Here is a 15,919-nt window from a genome sequence, read left to right as displayed (position 1 = left end):
CAACCGTCCCTGGAGCCTCGGATGATCCTCATGGTCGAGCCGGACGACGAGGTACCGCTGTACCAGCAACTGCGCGACCGCGTCGTCGAGGCGATCGCCGGCGGCGAGCTCCGCGCCGGCGACTCACTGCCCGCGACCCGCGCGCTGGCCGCCGACCTGGGCATCAACATGCACACGGTGAACAAGGCGTACGACCTGCTGCGCCGCGAGGGCCTCATCCGCCTCGGCCGTCGTACGGGCGCGGTGGTCGTCCGCGACGCGTCCCTCCCGCCGGACGGCTCGCTCGCCTCCCAGTGGGAGGGACGCGCGCGGACGCTCCTCGCCGAGGCCGTCGCCCAGGGCCTGTCCGAGGCCGAGATCCAGCGTCGCTGCCGGGCGATCCTCGACGGTTTCCGAACCTCTTTGGAGAGCCGATCATGATTCACGTCGTCTCGGTCCTGCCGGTCGTCCTCGTCGGGTTCACGCAGTGGCTCGTACCGGCGATCGTCCCGCCCACGATCCCGTTCGGCGTCCGCGTCCCGTTCGACCGCGCGGAGGCGCCGGTCGTGCTCGCGGCCCGACGCCTCTATCGAGTCGTGACCGCCGTCGTCACCGTGGCGGCGGCGGTGTTCGCCCTGGTGGCGCCCTGGGCCGGCCCGGTCGCGGTCGGCGCCGAGCTCCTCACGGGCCTGGCTCTCTACCTGGGCGCCCGTCGCCGGATCGCCGAGGCCAAGACCGCCGAGCGCTGGTACGGCGGCCGCCGCCAGGTGACGGTCGCCGACACCTCACTCCGTACCGATCCCGAGCGCTACCCCTGGCCTTGGGCCCTCCCGGCGGTCCTCCTGACGGCCGCGACGGTGGTCACCGGAATCGCCGCGTACCCGCACCTGCCTTCCCGCCTTCCCACCCACTTCGGCCTCTCCGGCCGGGTCGACCGTTTCGCGGCCAAGTCCGTGGCCTCGGTGTTCGCCCCGGTGCTGATGCAGGTCGCCGCGACGGTCCTGCTCGTCGCGGTGGCGGGGGCCGTCCTGCACAGCCGGGCCTGGCTGGACGTGGAGGACCCGGCGGCGTCGGTACGGCACCGGCGGTTCGTCGCGGCCGTCTCCCGGGTGCTGCTCGTGCTGGCCGGCTGCACGAGCGCCACGTTCCTCTTCGGGGCCCTGGCCGCGTGGGACGTGGTGTCACCGCCCGCTCCCGTACGCTCCGCGCTCGGCTTCGCGCCGGGCCTGGTCGGGGTGGCGGTCGTGCTGCTCGTGGCGGTGCGCGTCGGCCAAGGCGGGAGCCGCCTTCACGTCACGGGGGGCGGGCGTACGGGGCGTGGGGCGCGCACGGTCAACCGCGACGACGACGCCCTGTACCGCTGGGGCGTCTTCTACTTCAACCGCGACGACCCGTCGGTGCTGGTGCCCAAGCGGTTCGGCTTCGGCTGGACTCTCAACATGGCCCGGCCCGCGACCTGGCTGATCATCGCCGCGATCGTCGGCTCTCTGGTCCTCGGAGAAGTTGTCCACAGCCTTGGCTGATCAGGGTGACTAAATGGATTCGTTCGATTACTGTTTGCGACGAACCGTTTAGCCCCCCCGGAGGTCGCTGTCATGGTGGCTCAGAAAGACCCTTACGAATCCCCGGCCGTCCGCGCCTTCGCCGGCGAGTTAACGGCCTGGCGCGGCGCGATGTCCAAGGTCGAACTCGCCGAGACGCTCGGATACACGCCGCAACTCATCGGCCAGATAGAGGCGGGCAAGAACATCCCGTCCAAGCAGTTCGCCGAGGACCTGGATACCTACTTCAAGACCAACGGCGTCTTCGTACGCCTCTGGAAGCTCATCACAGAAACCCGTCACCTCACCGCTGTGCCGCCAGGCTTCCCGGAATTCGTGGAACGCGAGCTCGTGGCGACGGTGATGCACGTCTTCGATCCGATCGTGGTCAACGGAATCCTCCAGACCAGGGAGTACGCCTACGAGGTGCTGAAGGCGGGCCGAAATCCGGAGGAGATCGAGCATCTCGTCACGAAGCGTCTGGAGCGCCAGGAGATCCTCGTACGTCCGAAGCCACTTCGCATCGTGGCGGTCATGGACGAGATGGCCTTACGGCGCACCATCGGCGGTCGCGAGGTCATGAAAGGTCAGATCGAGCACCTCATAGAGAGGGCGAGGCAACCCAACGTCACTCTGCAGATTGTCGCGGCTGACAAGGGTTCCTACGCCGGGCTCCCTGGAGCGTTCACGTCAATGGGCTTCGAAAGCGGCCCCGACCTGGTCTATCTCGAAGGGCACCTGGACGGTGAGCTCATCGGGAATCCGGCTACTGTCCGCGAATACGGGTTGCGTTACGACTTGATCAGGGGCGCAGCGATGTCAGACGATGAGTCTCTGAAACTGCTCCAATCAATTCTGGAGAGTCCATGATCACGTTGGACCAGTGGCGCAAGAGCAGCCGAAGTACCGACACCGGCGGTCAGTGCGTCGAACTCGCTGTCACATGGCAGAAGAGCAGCCGCAGTGGTGACACCGGTGGTCAGTGCGTCGAGGTCGCCGCACTGACCCGGTAGCTCGTCCGTTGTTCGCTTATCCCAGGCGGGCGATCGACTTGTACTCCAGGTAGGCGGAGAGGCCTTCCGGGCCGAGTTCGCGGCCGACGCCGCTGTTCTTGTAGCCGCCGAAGGGGGAGGACGATTCGATCATGTACGTGTTGACGCCGTAGGTGCCGGCGCGGACCTGGCGGGCGATGTCGAGTCCGTGGTCCGCGTCGGCGGTCCAGACCGTCCCGGCGAGCCCGTATTCACTGTCGTTCGCGAGGCGCACGGCGTCGGCTTCGTCGTCGTAGGGAATGACGGTGAGAACGGGCCCGAAGATCTCTTCCCGGGCGATCCGCATGTCGTTGGCGACGCCGGAGAAGACGGTGGGGGTGACGTACCAGCCGCGATCGTAGGGGCGGCCGGAGCCGCCGAGGGCGACCTTGGCGCCTTCGTCCTGGCCGATGCGGATGTAGTTCTCGACGCGGTCGCGCTGGCGTGCGGCGACCAGCGGCCCGATCTCGGTCGCGGGGTCGGCCGGGTCGCCGACCGCCATGCCGCGCACGGTCTCGGTGAGGGCGCCGACGACCTCGTCGTAACGCCCGCGCGAGGCGAGAATGCGCGTCTGCGCGATGCAGGCCTGCCCGTTGTTCATGAGCGACGCGAGCTTGAGCCAGCCCATCGTCGAGTCGAGGTCGGCGTCGTCCAGAATGATCGCCGCCGACTTCCCGCCGAGCTCCAGAGTGCACCGCTTGAGCTGTTCCCCGCAGATCGCCCCGATCTTGCGCCCGGCCGCCGTGGAGCCGGTGAACGCGACCTTGTCGACGCCCGGGTGCCGCACGAGGTGCTCCCCGGTCTCCCGCCCGGCCGCAACGATGCTGACCACACCCTTGGGCACGCCGGCCTCGGTGAGCATGTCCGCGAGCGGGTAGGAGTCGAGCGGAGTCTCGGGCGCCGGCTTGATCACGATCGTGCACCCGGCCAGAAGCGCAGGGGCGAGCTTGAGCGCCACGATGAACTGCGGGACGTTCCAGGGAATGATCGCCGCCACCACGCCGACCGGCTCCCGCCGGACGGTGACGGGCCCGAGCATCCCGGCGCGCTCTTCCTCCCAGGGGATGGAAAGCTCGGAGAAGTAGCTGTAGACGGCATGCGCCTGCCCGGTCTGCCCAAGCTGGGAGAACGAGATCGGCGCCCCCATCTCTTCTGTGATCAGCTCAGAGAGCTCCGGCATCCGCTCCCCGAAGATCGCGGTAAGCCGAGAGAGCACCGCCGCCCGCTCGGCGGGCTCCATCCGAGGCCAGGGCCCAGAGTCGAACGCCTCCCGAGCGGCAGCGACCGCCCGATCGATATCGGCCGGCGTGGCATCGGGCACCCGCCCGATCACCTCTTCGGTATGGGGAGAGATGACGTCGATGGTCCCAGTACCAGCGGGAGCAACCCACTCGCCACCAATGTAGAGCCGATCGTGCTGCCGCATGCCGTACCTCCGGAGGCAGGGAGGATGTAACCGAGTGCTTGCTTGGGCATCTTCGCCGCCCGTCCGTACTTTTGTCCACCGCCCCACCGGCCTCGGCGGGGGAAATCAACCGAAATCACACACAGCCCCACCGCCAACCCACTCCCCATAACCCCGCTTGCGCGGCCACGCACCCCGCACGGTCCGTCAACTTCCATTCCGGGCCGTCCGTCAACCGCGGCCCCGCGACGCCTGCCGTTCTCAACCCAGAGCATCCTTGCGCTTACACGGGCGCGACATACCCCGGTCCGGAGGAGGTCCCGCCGCCGTGCCCGAGTCCGTTCCGTCCTGACCGGTGTGCGGCGGCGAGCTACCCGTCCGTGCCACACCGGCAGGCCCGCCGTCTACTGCAGTAAGGCGCACTACCAAGCGGCCAGCCGTGCCAAGCAGCGCGCTCAGATCACCGCCGGGCACGCCGTGCGGTTGCGCACCAGCGTGAACCACGACCTGCAGGCCGCCGCCGAGGCGCTGGCCGAGGTCCGCCGCCTGCTCGCGGAGCCGCTCCGGCTCGGCGAGATGACGGCGGAAAGGAGGAGGACTGGCAGGTCACACCGCACACCGGCTGGGAGGGACCTGTGCGGGAGCTGGCGGCCGCGGCGGCCCGGCACGCGGGCGAGCTGGCCGACAGTCTCGGCGAGCACGCCCGGTCCGCCGCGGAGCATGCTCGGGCCCGTACGGCTGGCCGGGATTCGTCGCGCGCTGGCGCCGAGGCCTTCCCGCGACTAAACACCAGTGGTGGGAAACGTCGCCGTCGCCGAGGCCTCGGCCGCCGCGACGAAACCCGGCGCCGGTCCCGGCGTCGAGCGCGACGTCGACGTCGACGCGGTGTACGACGTGATCGAGGACCTGGTGATGGCCACGGACGTCACCACTGCGGCAGGCGGCCGCCTGGCGGCTGGGCGTCGCCGACGCCGTCGCGGGTCCCGCCAGCGCGCCGATGTCTGAAGGCACGTCCGCGCGTGCGCTCGACAGCCCGGCCCGGGCCGCGTAGCCGGCCACCGTCACACCGGCCGTCCCCGAAGCGGCCGCCAGCTCGGCGAGCTCGTCGGCGGGCAGCCGGAGGTTCACCCGGCACTCCCGCCGTCGGGCCCTCCCGTCGACGCTGCCCCCAACCCCCCTCGCAACGGTGCGACACGAGCCTCTCGCCGACCCCCTCGCAACGGTGCAACGACCGTTCGCCGGGCAAGCGCGGCATCACGTTGAAGGGGAGGCTGGCGGGAAGGACGTCGACCACGACCTGTCGGCTACGGCCGAGGCACCAGGCCGTCCTTTGAGGCCAGATCGCCCGGGCACGCCAGGGGAAAACATGTCGGCAGACTGGCCAACCTTGCCGCACCGTCCCCGAGCTGCCTCGACGGCGAGGGCCTGGCCAACGTCGCCGTAACCAACTCCGGCACCGACGGTGACAATCCCTGGACAACTCTCGGCCCCCGCGCCGTACGGGGACGCGGGGGCCGAGTTTCGCAGGGTTCACCTGCAGGCCGAGACTCAGCCAGTCTCAGCCCATGGGTCGGCGGCCCACGGGGAGATGCTCCTGGGCATCGGCATGACGAACCTGCGCCATGCCGTCATCCACTGCCCGACGTCCTTCTCTTCGAGACCGAGTGCCGTGATGAACGCGCGCACCGGCTCGAACTTGGGCGGCACGGTGGAGACACTGAGCATCTTGCTGAAGCTCGAATGTGTCGGTGACCCCCCACACCGCCGGGAGATCTCCCGGAGACCGGGATTGCCCGCCCACACCACCAGCTCACGCAGGGCCTGGACGAAGTTCTCTTCAGTCTCGACCTCGAGCGGATCAGGCTTATAGACATAGCCGGCCGCATCGGGGATAGCGCACGGTGTCTGCGGCTGGCCAACGGTCCGTAGGGGAGCAAACGCCTCAGCCGCTGCGGCGCCGCGCTGCCGAGCCTCCATGTCACGCAACCGCAGGTTGGCCGAGCGGTAGGCGTCATGAGCCTCATTTTGCATTTGTCGGACGTGGGCCAGGTTCCCGAGGAGATCCTTTAGCCGTTCCCCGTCTTCACGGCTTACAACGGCGACGGTCGACAGCTGTGAGATGAAGTCCTCGGTCTTAGCCGGGTGACGCCCCAGGAGAATCCCCGAGACGATGCTTGGGCTTGTCTCGGTGATCGCCGCGAGCTTGGGTACAGCAGACGGATCGGCGGGGTCGACGATGCTTCTGATCAGATTGCTGAGAGCCAAGACGAGCTGAGCCTGGACGCTCGTCCTCGTCTCCTCCGTCTTGGAGATCTCCTCGGCCGCCAGCGTCTTCTGCCGCTTCGCGCGGTCACGGGGAGAAAGCTCAGAGATGCCTGTTGCGTTGGTCTCGCCGCTGGGGGTAGTCATCGCCGATCCCGACCGTCGTTCCCTCCACGGATGTGCCGGATCACCTGGGCGCCGCCCAGCCCAAGCGTGATGGTGAGCCCCATCGCCTCGTGGGCGGAATACCCCTGCCCGATGAGGGCGAAGAAGCCGACGATCAGGACGACGAAGACGCCGACCTCCACCACGGCATCGGGGTCGGGCAGGTTGTTGGGACCGGGTGTGGGTACGCCGATGAGAGCCATTAAACTTCTCCTCTGCTGTGGGCCCTTTCGAGGGCATGGCTGTGGTGCAGACAGGACTTCGCAGGAAATGGCGTACCGGGGATGTGCAGTCCAAGGCAGCGGCCAAATGCCTGGTGCATATGATGCCATGCCCGGGCGTAGTTCGCGGGGCTCGACAACGTGTCCGGACCCCCGGCTACGCATGGTCTCCGCTCCTACTTAATCAGCTTTTGGCGAACGTTGGCTCTAGATGGTCGAGAGTGGTTCCGAATGGGCGTGAAAAGCCCGTAGCTGGTTTTACGGCTCGCATTGAAGCAGATTTTCTTGTCTAATACAGGACGGGCGATGCACCCTGACTTAGCGGTGCGCTCGCACTCCCTCTGCTTGGTCTGGTGGTGCAGACAGGAGCGGGAACCACAAGGGTGGACTGGTCCAGTGCAGTGGACCGCCCCCACCGAAGGACCCGGGAGATCCCCCGGGTCCTTCGTCGTATCAACCTACATACGCCAGGGGTCCACTCGGGTGAGGCCAGCTGACAGCGGGTAGTCCCGCCCCCCTTCGTGAGTCGACTCACAAACCCCCGGGGAGGAATATGTCGGCAGGCTGGCCTTGCCGCACCATCCCTGAGCTGCCTCGACGGCGAGGGCGCCTGGCCGACGTCGCCGTGACCAACGCCGGCACCAACGGTGACAGTCCCTGGACAGCTCTCGGCCCCGCGCTGTACGCGGACGCGGGGGCAGAGTTTCGCAGGGTTCACCTGCAGGTGTGGGTGCGGTAGTCGATCGCGTTCTTGAATGTGACGGTGCAGGTCTGGCAGGTGACCTTGCCGTCGTCGTGGAGGATCACCGCTTGGTGAAGCTGACGGCGGCCTGGGCATGGGCGCCGTCCGGCTGGGTGCCGGATCGGCGTTCGTTGTCGCGGCGGCGGGCGTGCTGGCGACGTCGGCGACGTTCGGCGGTCGCTCCGGGGTCGTCGGCGCCGAACAGGTGCGTGCTCATCGGGCCACCACGTCCTTGTTCAGGCCGCAGTGGATGATGCCGGTCGCCACGTGCCACAGGTTGATCAACGCGGCGGCCAGGTGCATGCCCACGACCGCGGCCCGGTGGCGGCCGCTGGCGCAGCCGATGGCCACGGTAAGCGGGCCGGCGGACGGGCCGGACAGGCCGGACAGGTAGGCCGCCACCACGGAGGCGGTGGCGTCGATGAGGTCCTGGACGCCCGGCGTGGTGAGCACCTCGGCCGCGGCATGGGCGGTCGCGGCCTCGGCGGCCAGCCGTTCGGCCTCGGCCACCCGCCCGCTGGCAGCCTCCTGGACGAGCGCGCCGGGGGTCGGGGGGTACGGGGGCGTGGCGGTTGAAGGCGACGGCTGCTGCAGATGACGGGGGCCAAGGGCAGCGGGCAACCGGGGCGGGGCCGCCGCGTGAATACTGCGGTCCGCCGGACCAGAGGGAGGTGCGGGCGCTGTCTTTGGCCGGGAAGTCGCCGGTGCCCGGCGATGTACGTGAGCCGTGAGATCACGTCGCACCGCCGGGGCGGGGGCGTAGAGCCTAGATGGCGCCGACCTGGGTGTGGGCCTGGGCGAGGGCGAAGCGGGAGTGTTCGACGCCGTCGGGGGTGAGGCGGTAGTAGCGGCGGCGGGGGCGGCCCTCGTTGTGAGGGTCGGTGTCCTCCCAGCGGGATTCGAGCCAGCCGATGCCTTCGAGGCGGGCCAGGATCGGGTGGATGGTTCCGCTCGACAGACCGGCAATCTGCCCGATCTGCAGGCCGTACATCTCACGCACGGGGTCTTCCAGCAGCGCCCGCAGGACAAGCTGCGTCGGCAGCGTCATTCGTGGCTTGGCTCGTCGGGTCAAGGTTTAACTGCACCTAGGGGCTAGGTAGAGAACAATCCTCTGCATCGGTTGGGTCGGACGATGTGGATGGGCGCCGCATGAGGCTGCTGATCGACGTCATCCGCGGCGGAGACCGCCGCCACCCGCCCGAGTAGCCACAGGCGCGAAAGATGTCAAAGCGGCATCAGACGGCGTGTGAGAGCGATGTTGTCAGTGCGGCCTGTTAGCTTCCGGCCTCATGCGGTTGCTGCACACCTCCGACTGGCACCTCGGCCGGTCCTTCCACCGGGAGGACATGCTCGGCGCCCAGGCACGGTTCGTCGACCACCTCGTCGAGACCGTACGCGCCGAGAGCGTCGACGCCGTGCTCGTCTCCGGTGACCTGTACGACCGCGCGCTGCCGCCCGTCGACGCGGTCGCCCTCTGCGACGATGCGCTGAAACGCCTGGCCGCCGAAAAGGTCCAGGTCGTCGTCATCAGCGGCAACCACGACTCCGCCCAGCGCCTCGGTTTCGGCTCCGGCCTCATGGACGCCGCGGGCGTGCACCTGCGCGCCGACCCGCAGCGCGTCGGCGAGCCCGTGCTCCTCGCCGACGGCACCGCCGTCTACGGCATCCCCTACCTCGAACCCGAGGTCGTACGCACCCGCTGGGACCTCCCCGAACGCGGCCACACCGCCGCCCTCACCGAGGCCATGCGCCGCGTCCGCGACGACCTGAAAAACCGCGACGCACCACGTTCCGTCGTCCTCGCCCACGCGTTCGTCACCGGGGGAGAGGCCAGCGACAGCGAGCGCGACATCTCCGTCGGCGGCGTCGCGAGCGTGCCCATGAGCGTCTTCGACGGCGTCGACTACGTCGCCCTCGGCCACCTGCACGGCCGCCAGCGCATGTCCGAGACCGTGCGCTACTCCGGCTCCCCGCTGGCGTATTCGTTCTCCGAAGAACACCAGGTCAAGGGCGCCTGGCTCGTGGACCTGCAAGACAAAGCGCACGCGGAGTTCGTCGAGGCCCCGGTCCCGCGCCGCGCAGCCCGCATCAAGGGACGGCTCGACGGCCTCCTTACAGAGGAGCGCTACGCCGCGTACGAGGACCACTGGCTCCAGGTCACCCTCACCGACGACGACCGCCCGGCCGGCGCGATGGACCGCCTGCGCAAGCGGTTCCCCCACACGCTCGCGCTGGCCTTCGAGCCCGAGAGCGCCACCGCCGACGACCGCAGCCGGACCGAGCGCATCCGCGACCGCTCGGACCTGGAGATCGCCTACGACTTCGTCAAGGAGGTACGCGGCGCGCCCGCCGACGAGGCCGAGCGCGACCTGCTCCACGAGGCGTTCGAGTCCTGTCGGCAGGCGGAGGCCGCCCGATGAGACTGCACGATCTGACGATCACCGCCTTCGGCCCCTACGCGGGTACGGAGCGGGTCGACTTCGAGGCGCTGTCCGGCGCGGGCCTGTTCCTCATCAACGGCCCGACCGGTGCCGGCAAGACGAGCGTCCTCGACGCCGTCTGTTTCGCCCTGTACGGCCGGGTGCCCAGCGTCCGCAACGACGCCAAGGACCTGCGCAGTCAGCACGCGCCGGCCGACCGCGCTCCCGAGGTCGTCCTCGACGTGACGATCCGGGGCCGCCGCTTCAAGGTCACGCGTTCGCCCAAGTGGGAGCGGCCCAAGCTCCGCGGCGAGGGCACCACCGAGCAGAAGGCCAAGGTCCTGCTGCAGGAGTGGCGCGGCGGTGAGTGGGAGACCTGGTCGACCCGGTTCGACGAGGCCGGGCAGATGGTCACCGACCTGCTCGGCATGTCGGCCGAGCAGTTCTGCCAGGTCGTGCTCCTGCCGCAGGGCGACTTCGCGGCGTTTCTGCGGGCCGGCGCGGAAGACCGCCGCGCGGTCCTGGAGAAGCTGTTCGCCACCGAGGTGTTCGCCCAGGTCGAGAGCTGGCTGTCCGAGCGCCGCCGCGAGGCCGGGCGCGAGGCCGACGACCTGCGGGCGGCGGCCGAGTCCGTCGCCGACCGCGCCGCCGAGGCGGCCGGCGCGGCCCGCCCCGAGCTCGACCCCGCGGCCCTGGCCGCGTGGGCCACCGAGCTGACCGGCCACGTCGAAGACGTCGCCGCGGCAACCGCCGACCTGGCGAAGGAGACCGCGGCCGATCGTGAGACCGCCCAGAAGGCCGCCGCCCAGGCCCGTACGGTCGCCGCACGCCAGGAACGCCACGCCGACGCCCGCCGACGCCAGGCCGACCTCGCCGCCCGCGCCGGCGAGCGCGAAGAGCTCGCCGCCACGCTGCGCGCCGCCGAGCGGGCCGGCCGCGTCCTGCCGCTGCTGCGCGTCGCCACCGCCCGCACGACCGAGCACGACAAGCTGAAGGACGTCATCGCGGACCGCCGCTCCACGCTCGCCGGCCTGCTGCCCGACGACGCCGACGCCGACCTCATGCGCAAGGAAGAACGCGCCCGCCGCGACGAACTCGTCGAGCTCGGCCAGCGGCGCGAGGACGCGGTCCGGCTGACGGCGCTGCACGACCAGCTCCGCGCCGCCGCCGACGAGGCCGACGCGCTGGAGACGAAAGAGGCCGAGCTGGCGCTGTTCCTGACCGAGTCCCCGGCCTACCGCGCGATCCTCCAGAGCCGCCTGGACGAGGCCCGCGCCCGCAAGGCCGGGCTGCCGGTGGCCGCGGCCGCCGTCGACGCCGCGGCCGCCCGGCTGGAGGCCGCGCGGTCGCGCGACGCGCTGGCGGCCGGGCTGGCCGAGGCCGAGGCCGCACATCGCGCGGCCGTCGACGAGGCCCAGGCCGCCCGCGACCTGGCACAGGAGCTCCGGCAGGCACGGCTGGAGGGCATGGCCGCCTCGCTCGCCGAAAAGCTCGCGCCGGGCGAGCCCTGCCGGGTGTGCGGGTCCGAGGAGCACCCCTCGCCCGCCCACGCCGGTGAGGAGGGCCCGGGTGAGGAGGCCGTGGCCGCCGCCGAGGCCGCGTACGACGAGGTCCTGACGCGACGTGAGGAGACGGGCAGCCGCGTCAGCAGGCTGACCGCCGAGCTGACGGCCGCCGCCGAGCGGGCAGGGGAGGCGAGCGAGGCGGACCTGGCGGCCGAGCTGGCCGCCGCCCAGGACGAGCTGACCGCGATGGCCGGCGCCGAGGACGACATCGACCGCGCCGAGGAGGAGATGCGGCAGGTCGACGCGGAGTTCGAGGACGCCCGCGACCGCCACGGTGAGCTCCAGACCGCTTTGGCCGCCAACCTCACGCACCGCGACGCCCTCACCGAGGAGACCGGGCGTCTGGGCGCGCGCATCGACGCGGCACGCGGCGGCGACCCGACCCTGGAGGCGCGCATCCGCCGCCTCGGACGGGAGGCCGACCTGCTCCGCGACACGGCCATCGCGATCGACCAGCTTCGCGCCGCCGCCGGGGACGCCAGTACGTCATGGGCCGAGGCCGGCGACGCGGCGACCGCCGAGGGCTTCGCGACGGCCGGAGACGCCCAGGCCGCCGCCCTGGCCGAGCCCGCCCGCGAGGACCTGCTGCGCAGGGCCAAGACCCTGGACGACGAGGAGGCCAGGGTCGCCGAGCTGCTCGAAGACCCCGAGCTCACCGCCGCGGCCGCCCAGCCGGCCCCCGACCTGCCCGCGACAGAGGCCGACCTGGCCCAGGCCGAGGAGCGTCACCAGACCGTGGGCTCGGCGCTGGACCGCTTGCGCAAGCGCCGCGACCGCCTGACCAGGCTGGCGCACGAGCTGAGCGCCCGCGCCGCCGACTGGCGCCCCGCCGCCGGCCGCCACGCCCTGGCCGTACGCGTCGCCGCCCTGACGTCCGGCGACCCGACCGCGAACCGCACGCGGATGCGCCTGTCCGCCTACGTCCTGGCCGCACGCCTCGAACAGGTCGTGGCCGCCGCGAACGAACGCCTGGCCCGGATGTCGGGCACCCGCTACTCCCTCGAACACACGGTGGACCGTACGGCCGGCGAGCGCGGCCGCCACGGCACCGGTGGCCTGGGCCTGCGCGTCATCGACGGCTGGACGGGCCGCCACCGCGAGCCGGGCACGCTGTCGGGCGGAGAAACGTTCATCACGTCCCTGGCCCTGGCGCTGGGCCTGGCCGACGTGGTCACCACGGAGGCCGGCGGCACCGAGATCGGCACCCTCTTCGTGGACGAGGGCTTCGGCACACTGGACGAGGACACCCTGGACGAGGTCATGGAGGTGCTCGACGCCCTGCGCGACGGAGGCCGGGCCGTCGGCATCGTCAGCCACGTGGCCGAACTCCGCACCCGCATCCCCGCCCAGCTCCGCGTGGGCAAGACCAGGACCGGCTCGTCCCTCACCGTCAGCACCTGACCGATGGGCGGAAAATCGGCTGACGAACGGTCTCTGGACGGCCTGGTGACCGCCGACATCGGGGCCGACGGGCTGCTGGAAGGCCTGCGGCTGAGCCCGCGGGCGCTGCGCCTGGGCTCCGAGGCGCTGGCCGAGCACATCGTGTCGGCCGTACGCGCGGCCCAGCAGGATCAGCGTGACAAGACCGGGGAAGGCGCGCGCGAGGGACTCGACACGATGGTCCGGCGGCTGGACGAGATGGAGGTCCAGGCCGAGCGCGCCTTCGGTCATCTGACCTCGACGCTCGACGAGGCACTGCGGCGATTGGAATGATGATCCCCATGGATGAGCGGATCGTCATCGACGCCGAGGGGCGCGCTTCCTCCGGCCGTTCCTTCCAGACGCTGGCCAGCGATTACGCGCGCTTCGTCGAACGGCTGCGCAGCCAGTGGCCGGAACAATCGCCATTGCCGTACGCGGAGTTCGCGGGCCCTTATCTGGAGTCCAGGAACGCGCTGTTGCAGGGCTGTGAGCAACTGGGCACGGCGACCCGCGACGCCGGCGAGGGCCAGGCCGTCATGGCCGGCCGCAACCGGGAGACCGAGGACATCAACACCGGTCGTGTCCAGGCGTGAGCGGCCTGATGAGCGACCCGTACGTCGTCGCCGGTCTCGCCATTCTCGGAGTCCCCCCGCTGCCGGACCTGAACGCCCTCGACGACCACATCGCCGCCGTCGACGGCGCGGGCACCTTTCACGAGCAACACGCCACGGACGCCGCGCACGCGTACCGGCTCGCCGGTGTCAACGAGGGCCCCGCCGCCGACGCGGTGAACGCGAGCCTGACCGGCCCCGGCGGCGCGCTCGTACACCCGTCCGACATCGCCGGCCACTTCGCCGCCAACGGCGGCGTCCTGCGTACGGCGCGGCAGGTGGTCGAGTGGGCGGCGGCGACCCTCGGCGCGCTCGCCGTCGCCGCCGGGATCGCCTTCGCCTTCTTCCCCGAACTCCTGCCCCGCCTGGTCGCCATGGCGCAGCGGATCACCGCCATGATCCGCGCCGCGATGCAGCGAATCGGCCTCATCTTCACGCGTCTGACGGACCGGCAGATCGCCAAGAAGGTGGACGCCGTGGCGAGCAGCTTCCACGAGGACTGGCGAGCCTCACGCAAGCTGCCCGGCGGAGGCTACGAACCCCGGCCCAAGACGACCGTCGACCAAAAATGGATCCGAGCGCATGGCACTGATCGGGTCGACGTCGCCAACACCCGCTATCGCGACCTGCCCGCGGACTGGCAGCAGAACAACAAGGCGTCGGCGGACGTCGCGGTCAGGTCGATCTACGAGGGAAAACGGCAGGGTGCCGACGTGAGGAGCCCTGAGTTCATCGAGTCGGCCAGCAAGAACGTGCACGATGCCTGGCTGGACCGCAACGGCGAACTCGCCCCACTGGATCAGCGACTGGCGTACGAGGACCTGACGGAGGAGGAGAAGGCGAAGGACCGCGCCTTCGTCCTCAAGGCACTGGCCCTCTTCTAGCCAGGCGTTTTGTCCACGAGATTCCTGTTTCTGGCCTCTTGTCCGTTCTTAACGGAATGGGTTTTGATCTTCCGTTAATGGTATTTCGGACAAGTCCATGTCACTCTTTCCCCGGAAGCGGCCTCACGTCACACCTGCGTCCGTTGGCCGCTCTCCTGGGTGAAGGAGCGACATGCTGAAAAGAGCGACCTTGGCGCTGGTGGCGGGGGTCGCCGCCGGCGTCCTCGCCGCCCCGGCGGCTCGGGCGGACCACGTACGCGACGGCGGACCGAGCCTCTCGGCGGCCGCGATCGCCCGCCGGGACGGCTGTGAGCGTACGACCACCTCGGTGCGCCTGACCGCGGCGGACCCCGGGTCGTACCGGGTGGCCGGCTGGCTGTGCGGCCCACGCGACCCGCGCGGCGGCGAGGTGCAGTTCCTCCTGCCCGGGTTCTCCTACAACCATCTGTACTGGATGGGTCTGGGGATCGACCGGCTCGACTACATCCGCGCCACGACCCGGCAGGGCCGTACGACGTTCGTCATCGACGAGCTCGGCTCCGGCGCCTCCGACCACCCGGATCCGGACCAGGTGACCTTCACGAACCTGGCCTACACGGTTCATCAGCTCGTGGGCGAACTCCGCTCCGGCGGGATCGGCCGTGCCCACACGCGGTTCCGCCGGGTGATCGGCGCCGGGCACTCGATGGGCGCCGGGGTGTGGATGGTCGAAGCCGGCACGTACGGCGACGTGAACGCCGTGATGCTCGCCGACTTCCTGCACGTCACGGACCCGGACTTCGTGAACGAGCTCCGCGCGCACTACATCGCCGCCGCGACCCAGAGCAGGTTCGCCACGCTGCCCGCCGGATACCTCACCGTGCTGCCGCGCAGCCTGTTCTACGACACCGGTCTGGTGAACCCGAGCGTGCTCCAGCGGGACGAGGAGATCGGCATGGACACCGGCACCACCGGCCTGACCACGACGCTGGCGCTGGCCAGGGACCCGAAGTACAGCCAGGCCATCGCGGTACCGGTGCTCCTCGTCACCGGGCGGGAGGACGCCCTGGGCTGCAACGAGGTGACGCCGGGACTGTCATGCGCGACCTCGCAGGCCGTCCTCGACCGGGAGCTGCCCGACTACTCCTCCGCTCCGCGCGTCGACGCCTTCGTCTTCGACTCCGGGCACGACACCAACCTGCACAATGCCGCGCCCGAGTGGTTCGCGTACGCGAACCGGTGGCTGAACTCCGTCGGACGAACAGGACGCTAGTTCCCGTACTGCTGGGTCTCCGGACGTTCGAGCATGAGGGCGTGGGCGGGGTGCTCGGCCACCGGCCGGTGACGCGTGTGCCGGGGGACGACGAAGAGCTCGCCCGCCTTGAGCGTGACGGGCTCTCGGTCCGCCAGCTCGATGACGAAGCTCCCGTCCCAGCAGAGGAAGAGCTCGTCCTCGTCGTGCTCGTGCCAGGGGAACTCGCCCTCGAACCGGGCGATGCGGACGACGGCGTCGTTCGCCGTCACCAGGTCGCGCTGCTGCCAGGGGCCCGGCAGTGTCGCGATCACGTCTTCGATGGACACGGGTCGTGTGGTCATGGATCCCATCCTTCGACCGCACGTGACCACGACACCAGGGCCAATCCACCCGAGTGGCTCACGACGCTGAGCGTATAGACGGCGCGTATACGCTGT

The 15,919-nt window shown here is 70.3% G+C and carries 19 protein-coding genes; 12 read left to right on the top strand and 7 right to left on the bottom strand.

What is annotated here, in order from left to right:
• The first annotated feature begins 21 nt into the window (after positions 1-21).
• The 4 genes from QWU11_RS06910 to QWU11_RS06895 all read left to right on the top strand — a co-directional run bounded on the left by QWU11_RS06910 (position 22) and on the right by QWU11_RS06895 (position 2,533).
• Positions 22-420: a GntR family transcriptional regulator gene (locus QWU11_RS06910; RefSeq protein WP_290104196.1), complete on the top strand. Its 399-nt coding sequence runs from the start codon at positions 22-24 to the stop codon at positions 418-420.
• Positions 417-1,502 (top strand): DUF1648 domain-containing protein, encoded by a 1,086-nt coding sequence (locus QWU11_RS06905; RefSeq protein ID WP_290104195.1) that lies wholly within the window; start codon positions 417-419, stop codon positions 1,500-1,502. The genes QWU11_RS06910 and QWU11_RS06905 overlap by 4 nt, the downstream gene beginning before the upstream one ends.
• Positions 1,503-1,574: 72 nt before the next feature.
• Positions 1,575-2,390: a helix-turn-helix transcriptional regulator gene (locus tag QWU11_RS06900; protein WP_290104194.1), complete on the top strand. Its 816-nt coding sequence runs from the start codon at positions 1,575-1,577 to the stop codon at positions 2,388-2,390.
• Positions 2,387-2,533 carry a DUF397 domain-containing protein gene (locus QWU11_RS06895; protein WP_290104193.1) on the top strand — a complete coding sequence of 49 codons (147 nt, stop codon included), beginning with the start codon at positions 2,387-2,389 and terminating at the stop codon, positions 2,531-2,533. The genes QWU11_RS06900 and QWU11_RS06895 overlap by 4 nt, the downstream gene beginning before the upstream one ends.
• 16 nt (positions 2,534-2,549) lie before the next feature.
• Here the strand turns inward: QWU11_RS06895 and QWU11_RS06890 are convergent, their stop codons facing one another.
• On the bottom strand, positions 2,550-3,977 hold the full coding sequence (locus QWU11_RS06890; protein ID WP_290104192.1) for an aldehyde dehydrogenase: 1,428 nt from the start codon (positions 3,975-3,977) through the stop codon (positions 2,550-2,552).
• A 336-nt stretch (positions 3,978-4,313) separates the two neighbouring features.
• On the opposite strand from QWU11_RS06890, the gene QWU11_RS06885 reads away from it, so the two are divergent.
• The gene (locus QWU11_RS06885; protein ID WP_290104191.1) at positions 4,314-4,742 is read left to right on the top strand and encodes a hypothetical protein; all 429 of its coding nucleotides are present in this window, start codon (positions 4,314-4,316) and stop codon (positions 4,740-4,742) included.
• Positions 4,743-4,751: 9 nt separating this feature from the next.
• Positions 4,752-4,961 carry a hypothetical protein gene (locus QWU11_RS06880; RefSeq protein ID WP_290104190.1) on the top strand — a complete coding sequence of 70 codons (210 nt, stop codon included), beginning with the start codon at positions 4,752-4,754 and terminating at the stop codon, positions 4,959-4,961.
• A gap of 543 nt (positions 4,962-5,504) precedes the next feature.
• On the opposite strand, the gene QWU11_RS06875 is transcribed toward QWU11_RS06880, so the two are convergent.
• The 5 genes from QWU11_RS06875 to QWU11_RS06855 form a co-directional block, all read right to left on the bottom strand.
• Positions 5,505-6,365: a hypothetical protein gene (locus QWU11_RS06875; RefSeq protein WP_290104189.1), complete on the bottom strand. Its 861-nt coding sequence runs from the start codon at positions 6,363-6,365 to the stop codon at positions 5,505-5,507.
• The gene (locus tag QWU11_RS06870) at positions 6,362-6,586 is read right to left on the bottom strand and encodes a hypothetical protein (RefSeq protein ID WP_290104188.1); all 225 of its coding nucleotides are present in this window, start codon (positions 6,584-6,586) and stop codon (positions 6,362-6,364) included. Before QWU11_RS06870 ends, QWU11_RS06875 begins: the two co-directional genes overlap by 4 nt.
• Positions 6,587-7,407: 821 nt before the next feature.
• Positions 7,408-7,563, bottom strand: a complete 156-nt coding sequence (locus QWU11_RS06865; protein WP_290104187.1) for a hypothetical protein — start codon at positions 7,561-7,563, stop codon at positions 7,408-7,410.
• Positions 7,560-7,856, bottom strand: a complete 297-nt coding sequence (locus QWU11_RS06860) for a hypothetical protein (protein ID WP_290104186.1) — start codon at positions 7,854-7,856, stop codon at positions 7,560-7,562. Before QWU11_RS06860 ends, QWU11_RS06865 begins: the two co-directional genes overlap by 4 nt.
• Before the next feature lie 256 nt (positions 7,857-8,112).
• Positions 8,113-8,394: a helix-turn-helix transcriptional regulator gene (locus tag QWU11_RS06855; protein ID WP_290104185.1), complete on the bottom strand. Its 282-nt coding sequence runs from the start codon at positions 8,392-8,394 to the stop codon at positions 8,113-8,115.
• 241 nt (positions 8,395-8,635) lie between these two features.
• Between QWU11_RS06855 and QWU11_RS06850 the strand changes: the two genes are divergently transcribed.
• The 6 genes from QWU11_RS06850 to QWU11_RS06825 all read left to right on the top strand — a co-directional run bounded on the left by QWU11_RS06850 (position 8,636) and on the right by QWU11_RS06825 (position 15,500).
• Positions 8,636-9,766, top strand: coding sequence for an exonuclease SbcCD subunit D (locus QWU11_RS06850; RefSeq protein ID WP_290104184.1), 1,131 nt, complete (start codon positions 8,636-8,638; stop codon positions 9,764-9,766).
• A complete protein-coding gene (locus QWU11_RS06845; RefSeq protein ID WP_290104183.1) occupies positions 9,763-12,732 on the top strand; it encodes an SMC family ATPase in 2,970 nt (989 codons plus the stop codon). The genes QWU11_RS06850 and QWU11_RS06845 overlap by 4 nt, the downstream gene beginning before the upstream one ends.
• A gap of 3 nt (positions 12,733-12,735) precedes the next feature.
• Positions 12,736-13,044: a YbaB/EbfC family nucleoid-associated protein gene (locus QWU11_RS06840; protein ID WP_290104182.1), complete on the top strand. Its 309-nt coding sequence runs from the start codon at positions 12,736-12,738 to the stop codon at positions 13,042-13,044.
• 8 nt (positions 13,045-13,052) lie between these two features.
• Positions 13,053-13,346: a hypothetical protein gene (locus QWU11_RS06835; protein ID WP_290104181.1), complete on the top strand. Its 294-nt coding sequence runs from the start codon at positions 13,053-13,055 to the stop codon at positions 13,344-13,346.
• Complete coding sequence (locus QWU11_RS06830; RefSeq protein WP_290104180.1) at positions 13,343-14,248, top strand: hypothetical protein; 906 nt, start codon at positions 13,343-13,345, stop codon at positions 14,246-14,248. The genes QWU11_RS06835 and QWU11_RS06830 overlap by 4 nt, the downstream gene beginning before the upstream one ends.
• 172 nt (positions 14,249-14,420) lie before the next feature.
• Positions 14,421-15,500: an alpha/beta hydrolase gene (locus tag QWU11_RS06825; RefSeq protein ID WP_290104179.1), complete on the top strand. Its 1,080-nt coding sequence runs from the start codon at positions 14,421-14,423 to the stop codon at positions 15,498-15,500.
• On the opposite strand, the gene QWU11_RS06820 is transcribed toward QWU11_RS06825, so the two are convergent.
• A complete protein-coding gene (locus tag QWU11_RS06820) occupies positions 15,497-15,823 on the bottom strand; it encodes a cupin domain-containing protein (RefSeq protein ID WP_290104178.1) in 327 nt (108 codons plus the stop codon). The two genes, QWU11_RS06825 and QWU11_RS06820, sit on opposite strands and share 4 nt — an antisense overlap.
• Positions 15,824-15,919: the final 96 nt, after the last annotated feature.

This window comes from Actinomadura sp. DC4, assembly GCF_030406325.1.
GTDB lineage: Bacteria > Actinomycetota > Actinomycetes > Streptosporangiales > Streptosporangiaceae > Actinoallomurus.
The sequence above is the reverse complement of the archived record's forward strand: the minus strand, read 5'-3'. Positions and strand labels throughout refer to the sequence as shown.

Coding starts and splice junctions, on each gene's coding strand:
- QWU11_RS06910 (WP_290104196.1), top strand. CDS start 22: ATGATCCTCATGGTCGAGCCGGACGACGAGGTACCGCTGTACCAGCAA.
- QWU11_RS06855 (WP_290104185.1), bottom strand. CDS start 8,394: ATGACGCTGCCGACGCAGCTTGTCCTGCGGGCGCTGCTGGAAGACCCC.
- QWU11_RS06825 (WP_290104179.1), top strand. CDS start 14,421: ATGCTGAAAAGAGCGACCTTGGCGCTGGTGGCGGGGGTCGCCGCCGGC.
- QWU11_RS06905 (WP_290104195.1), top strand. CDS start 417: ATGATTCACGTCGTCTCGGTCCTGCCGGTCGTCCTCGTCGGGTTCACG.
- QWU11_RS06870 (WP_290104188.1), bottom strand. CDS start 6,586: ATGGCTCTCATCGGCGTACCCACACCCGGTCCCAACAACCTGCCCGAC.
- QWU11_RS06895 (WP_290104193.1), top strand. CDS start 2,387: ATGATCACGTTGGACCAGTGGCGCAAGAGCAGCCGAAGTACCGACACC.
- QWU11_RS06900 (WP_290104194.1), top strand. CDS start 1,575: ATGGTGGCTCAGAAAGACCCTTACGAATCCCCGGCCGTCCGCGCCTTC.
- QWU11_RS06890 (WP_290104192.1), bottom strand. CDS start 3,977: ATGCGGCAGCACGATCGGCTCTACATTGGTGGCGAGTGGGTTGCTCCC.
- QWU11_RS06835 (WP_290104181.1), top strand. CDS start 13,053: ATGGATGAGCGGATCGTCATCGACGCCGAGGGGCGCGCTTCCTCCGGC.
- QWU11_RS06850 (WP_290104184.1), top strand. CDS start 8,636: ATGCGGTTGCTGCACACCTCCGACTGGCACCTCGGCCGGTCCTTCCAC.
- QWU11_RS06845 (WP_290104183.1), top strand. CDS start 9,763: ATGAGACTGCACGATCTGACGATCACCGCCTTCGGCCCCTACGCGGGT.
- QWU11_RS06875 (WP_290104189.1), bottom strand. CDS start 6,365: ATGACTACCCCCAGCGGCGAGACCAACGCAACAGGCATCTCTGAGCTT.
- QWU11_RS06865 (WP_290104187.1), bottom strand. CDS start 7,563: ATGAGCACGCACCTGTTCGGCGCCGACGACCCCGGAGCGACCGCCGAA.
- QWU11_RS06840 (WP_290104182.1), top strand. CDS start 12,736: ATGGGCGGAAAATCGGCTGACGAACGGTCTCTGGACGGCCTGGTGACC.
- QWU11_RS06820 (WP_290104178.1), bottom strand. CDS start 15,823: ATGACCACACGACCCGTGTCCATCGAAGACGTGATCGCGACACTGCCG.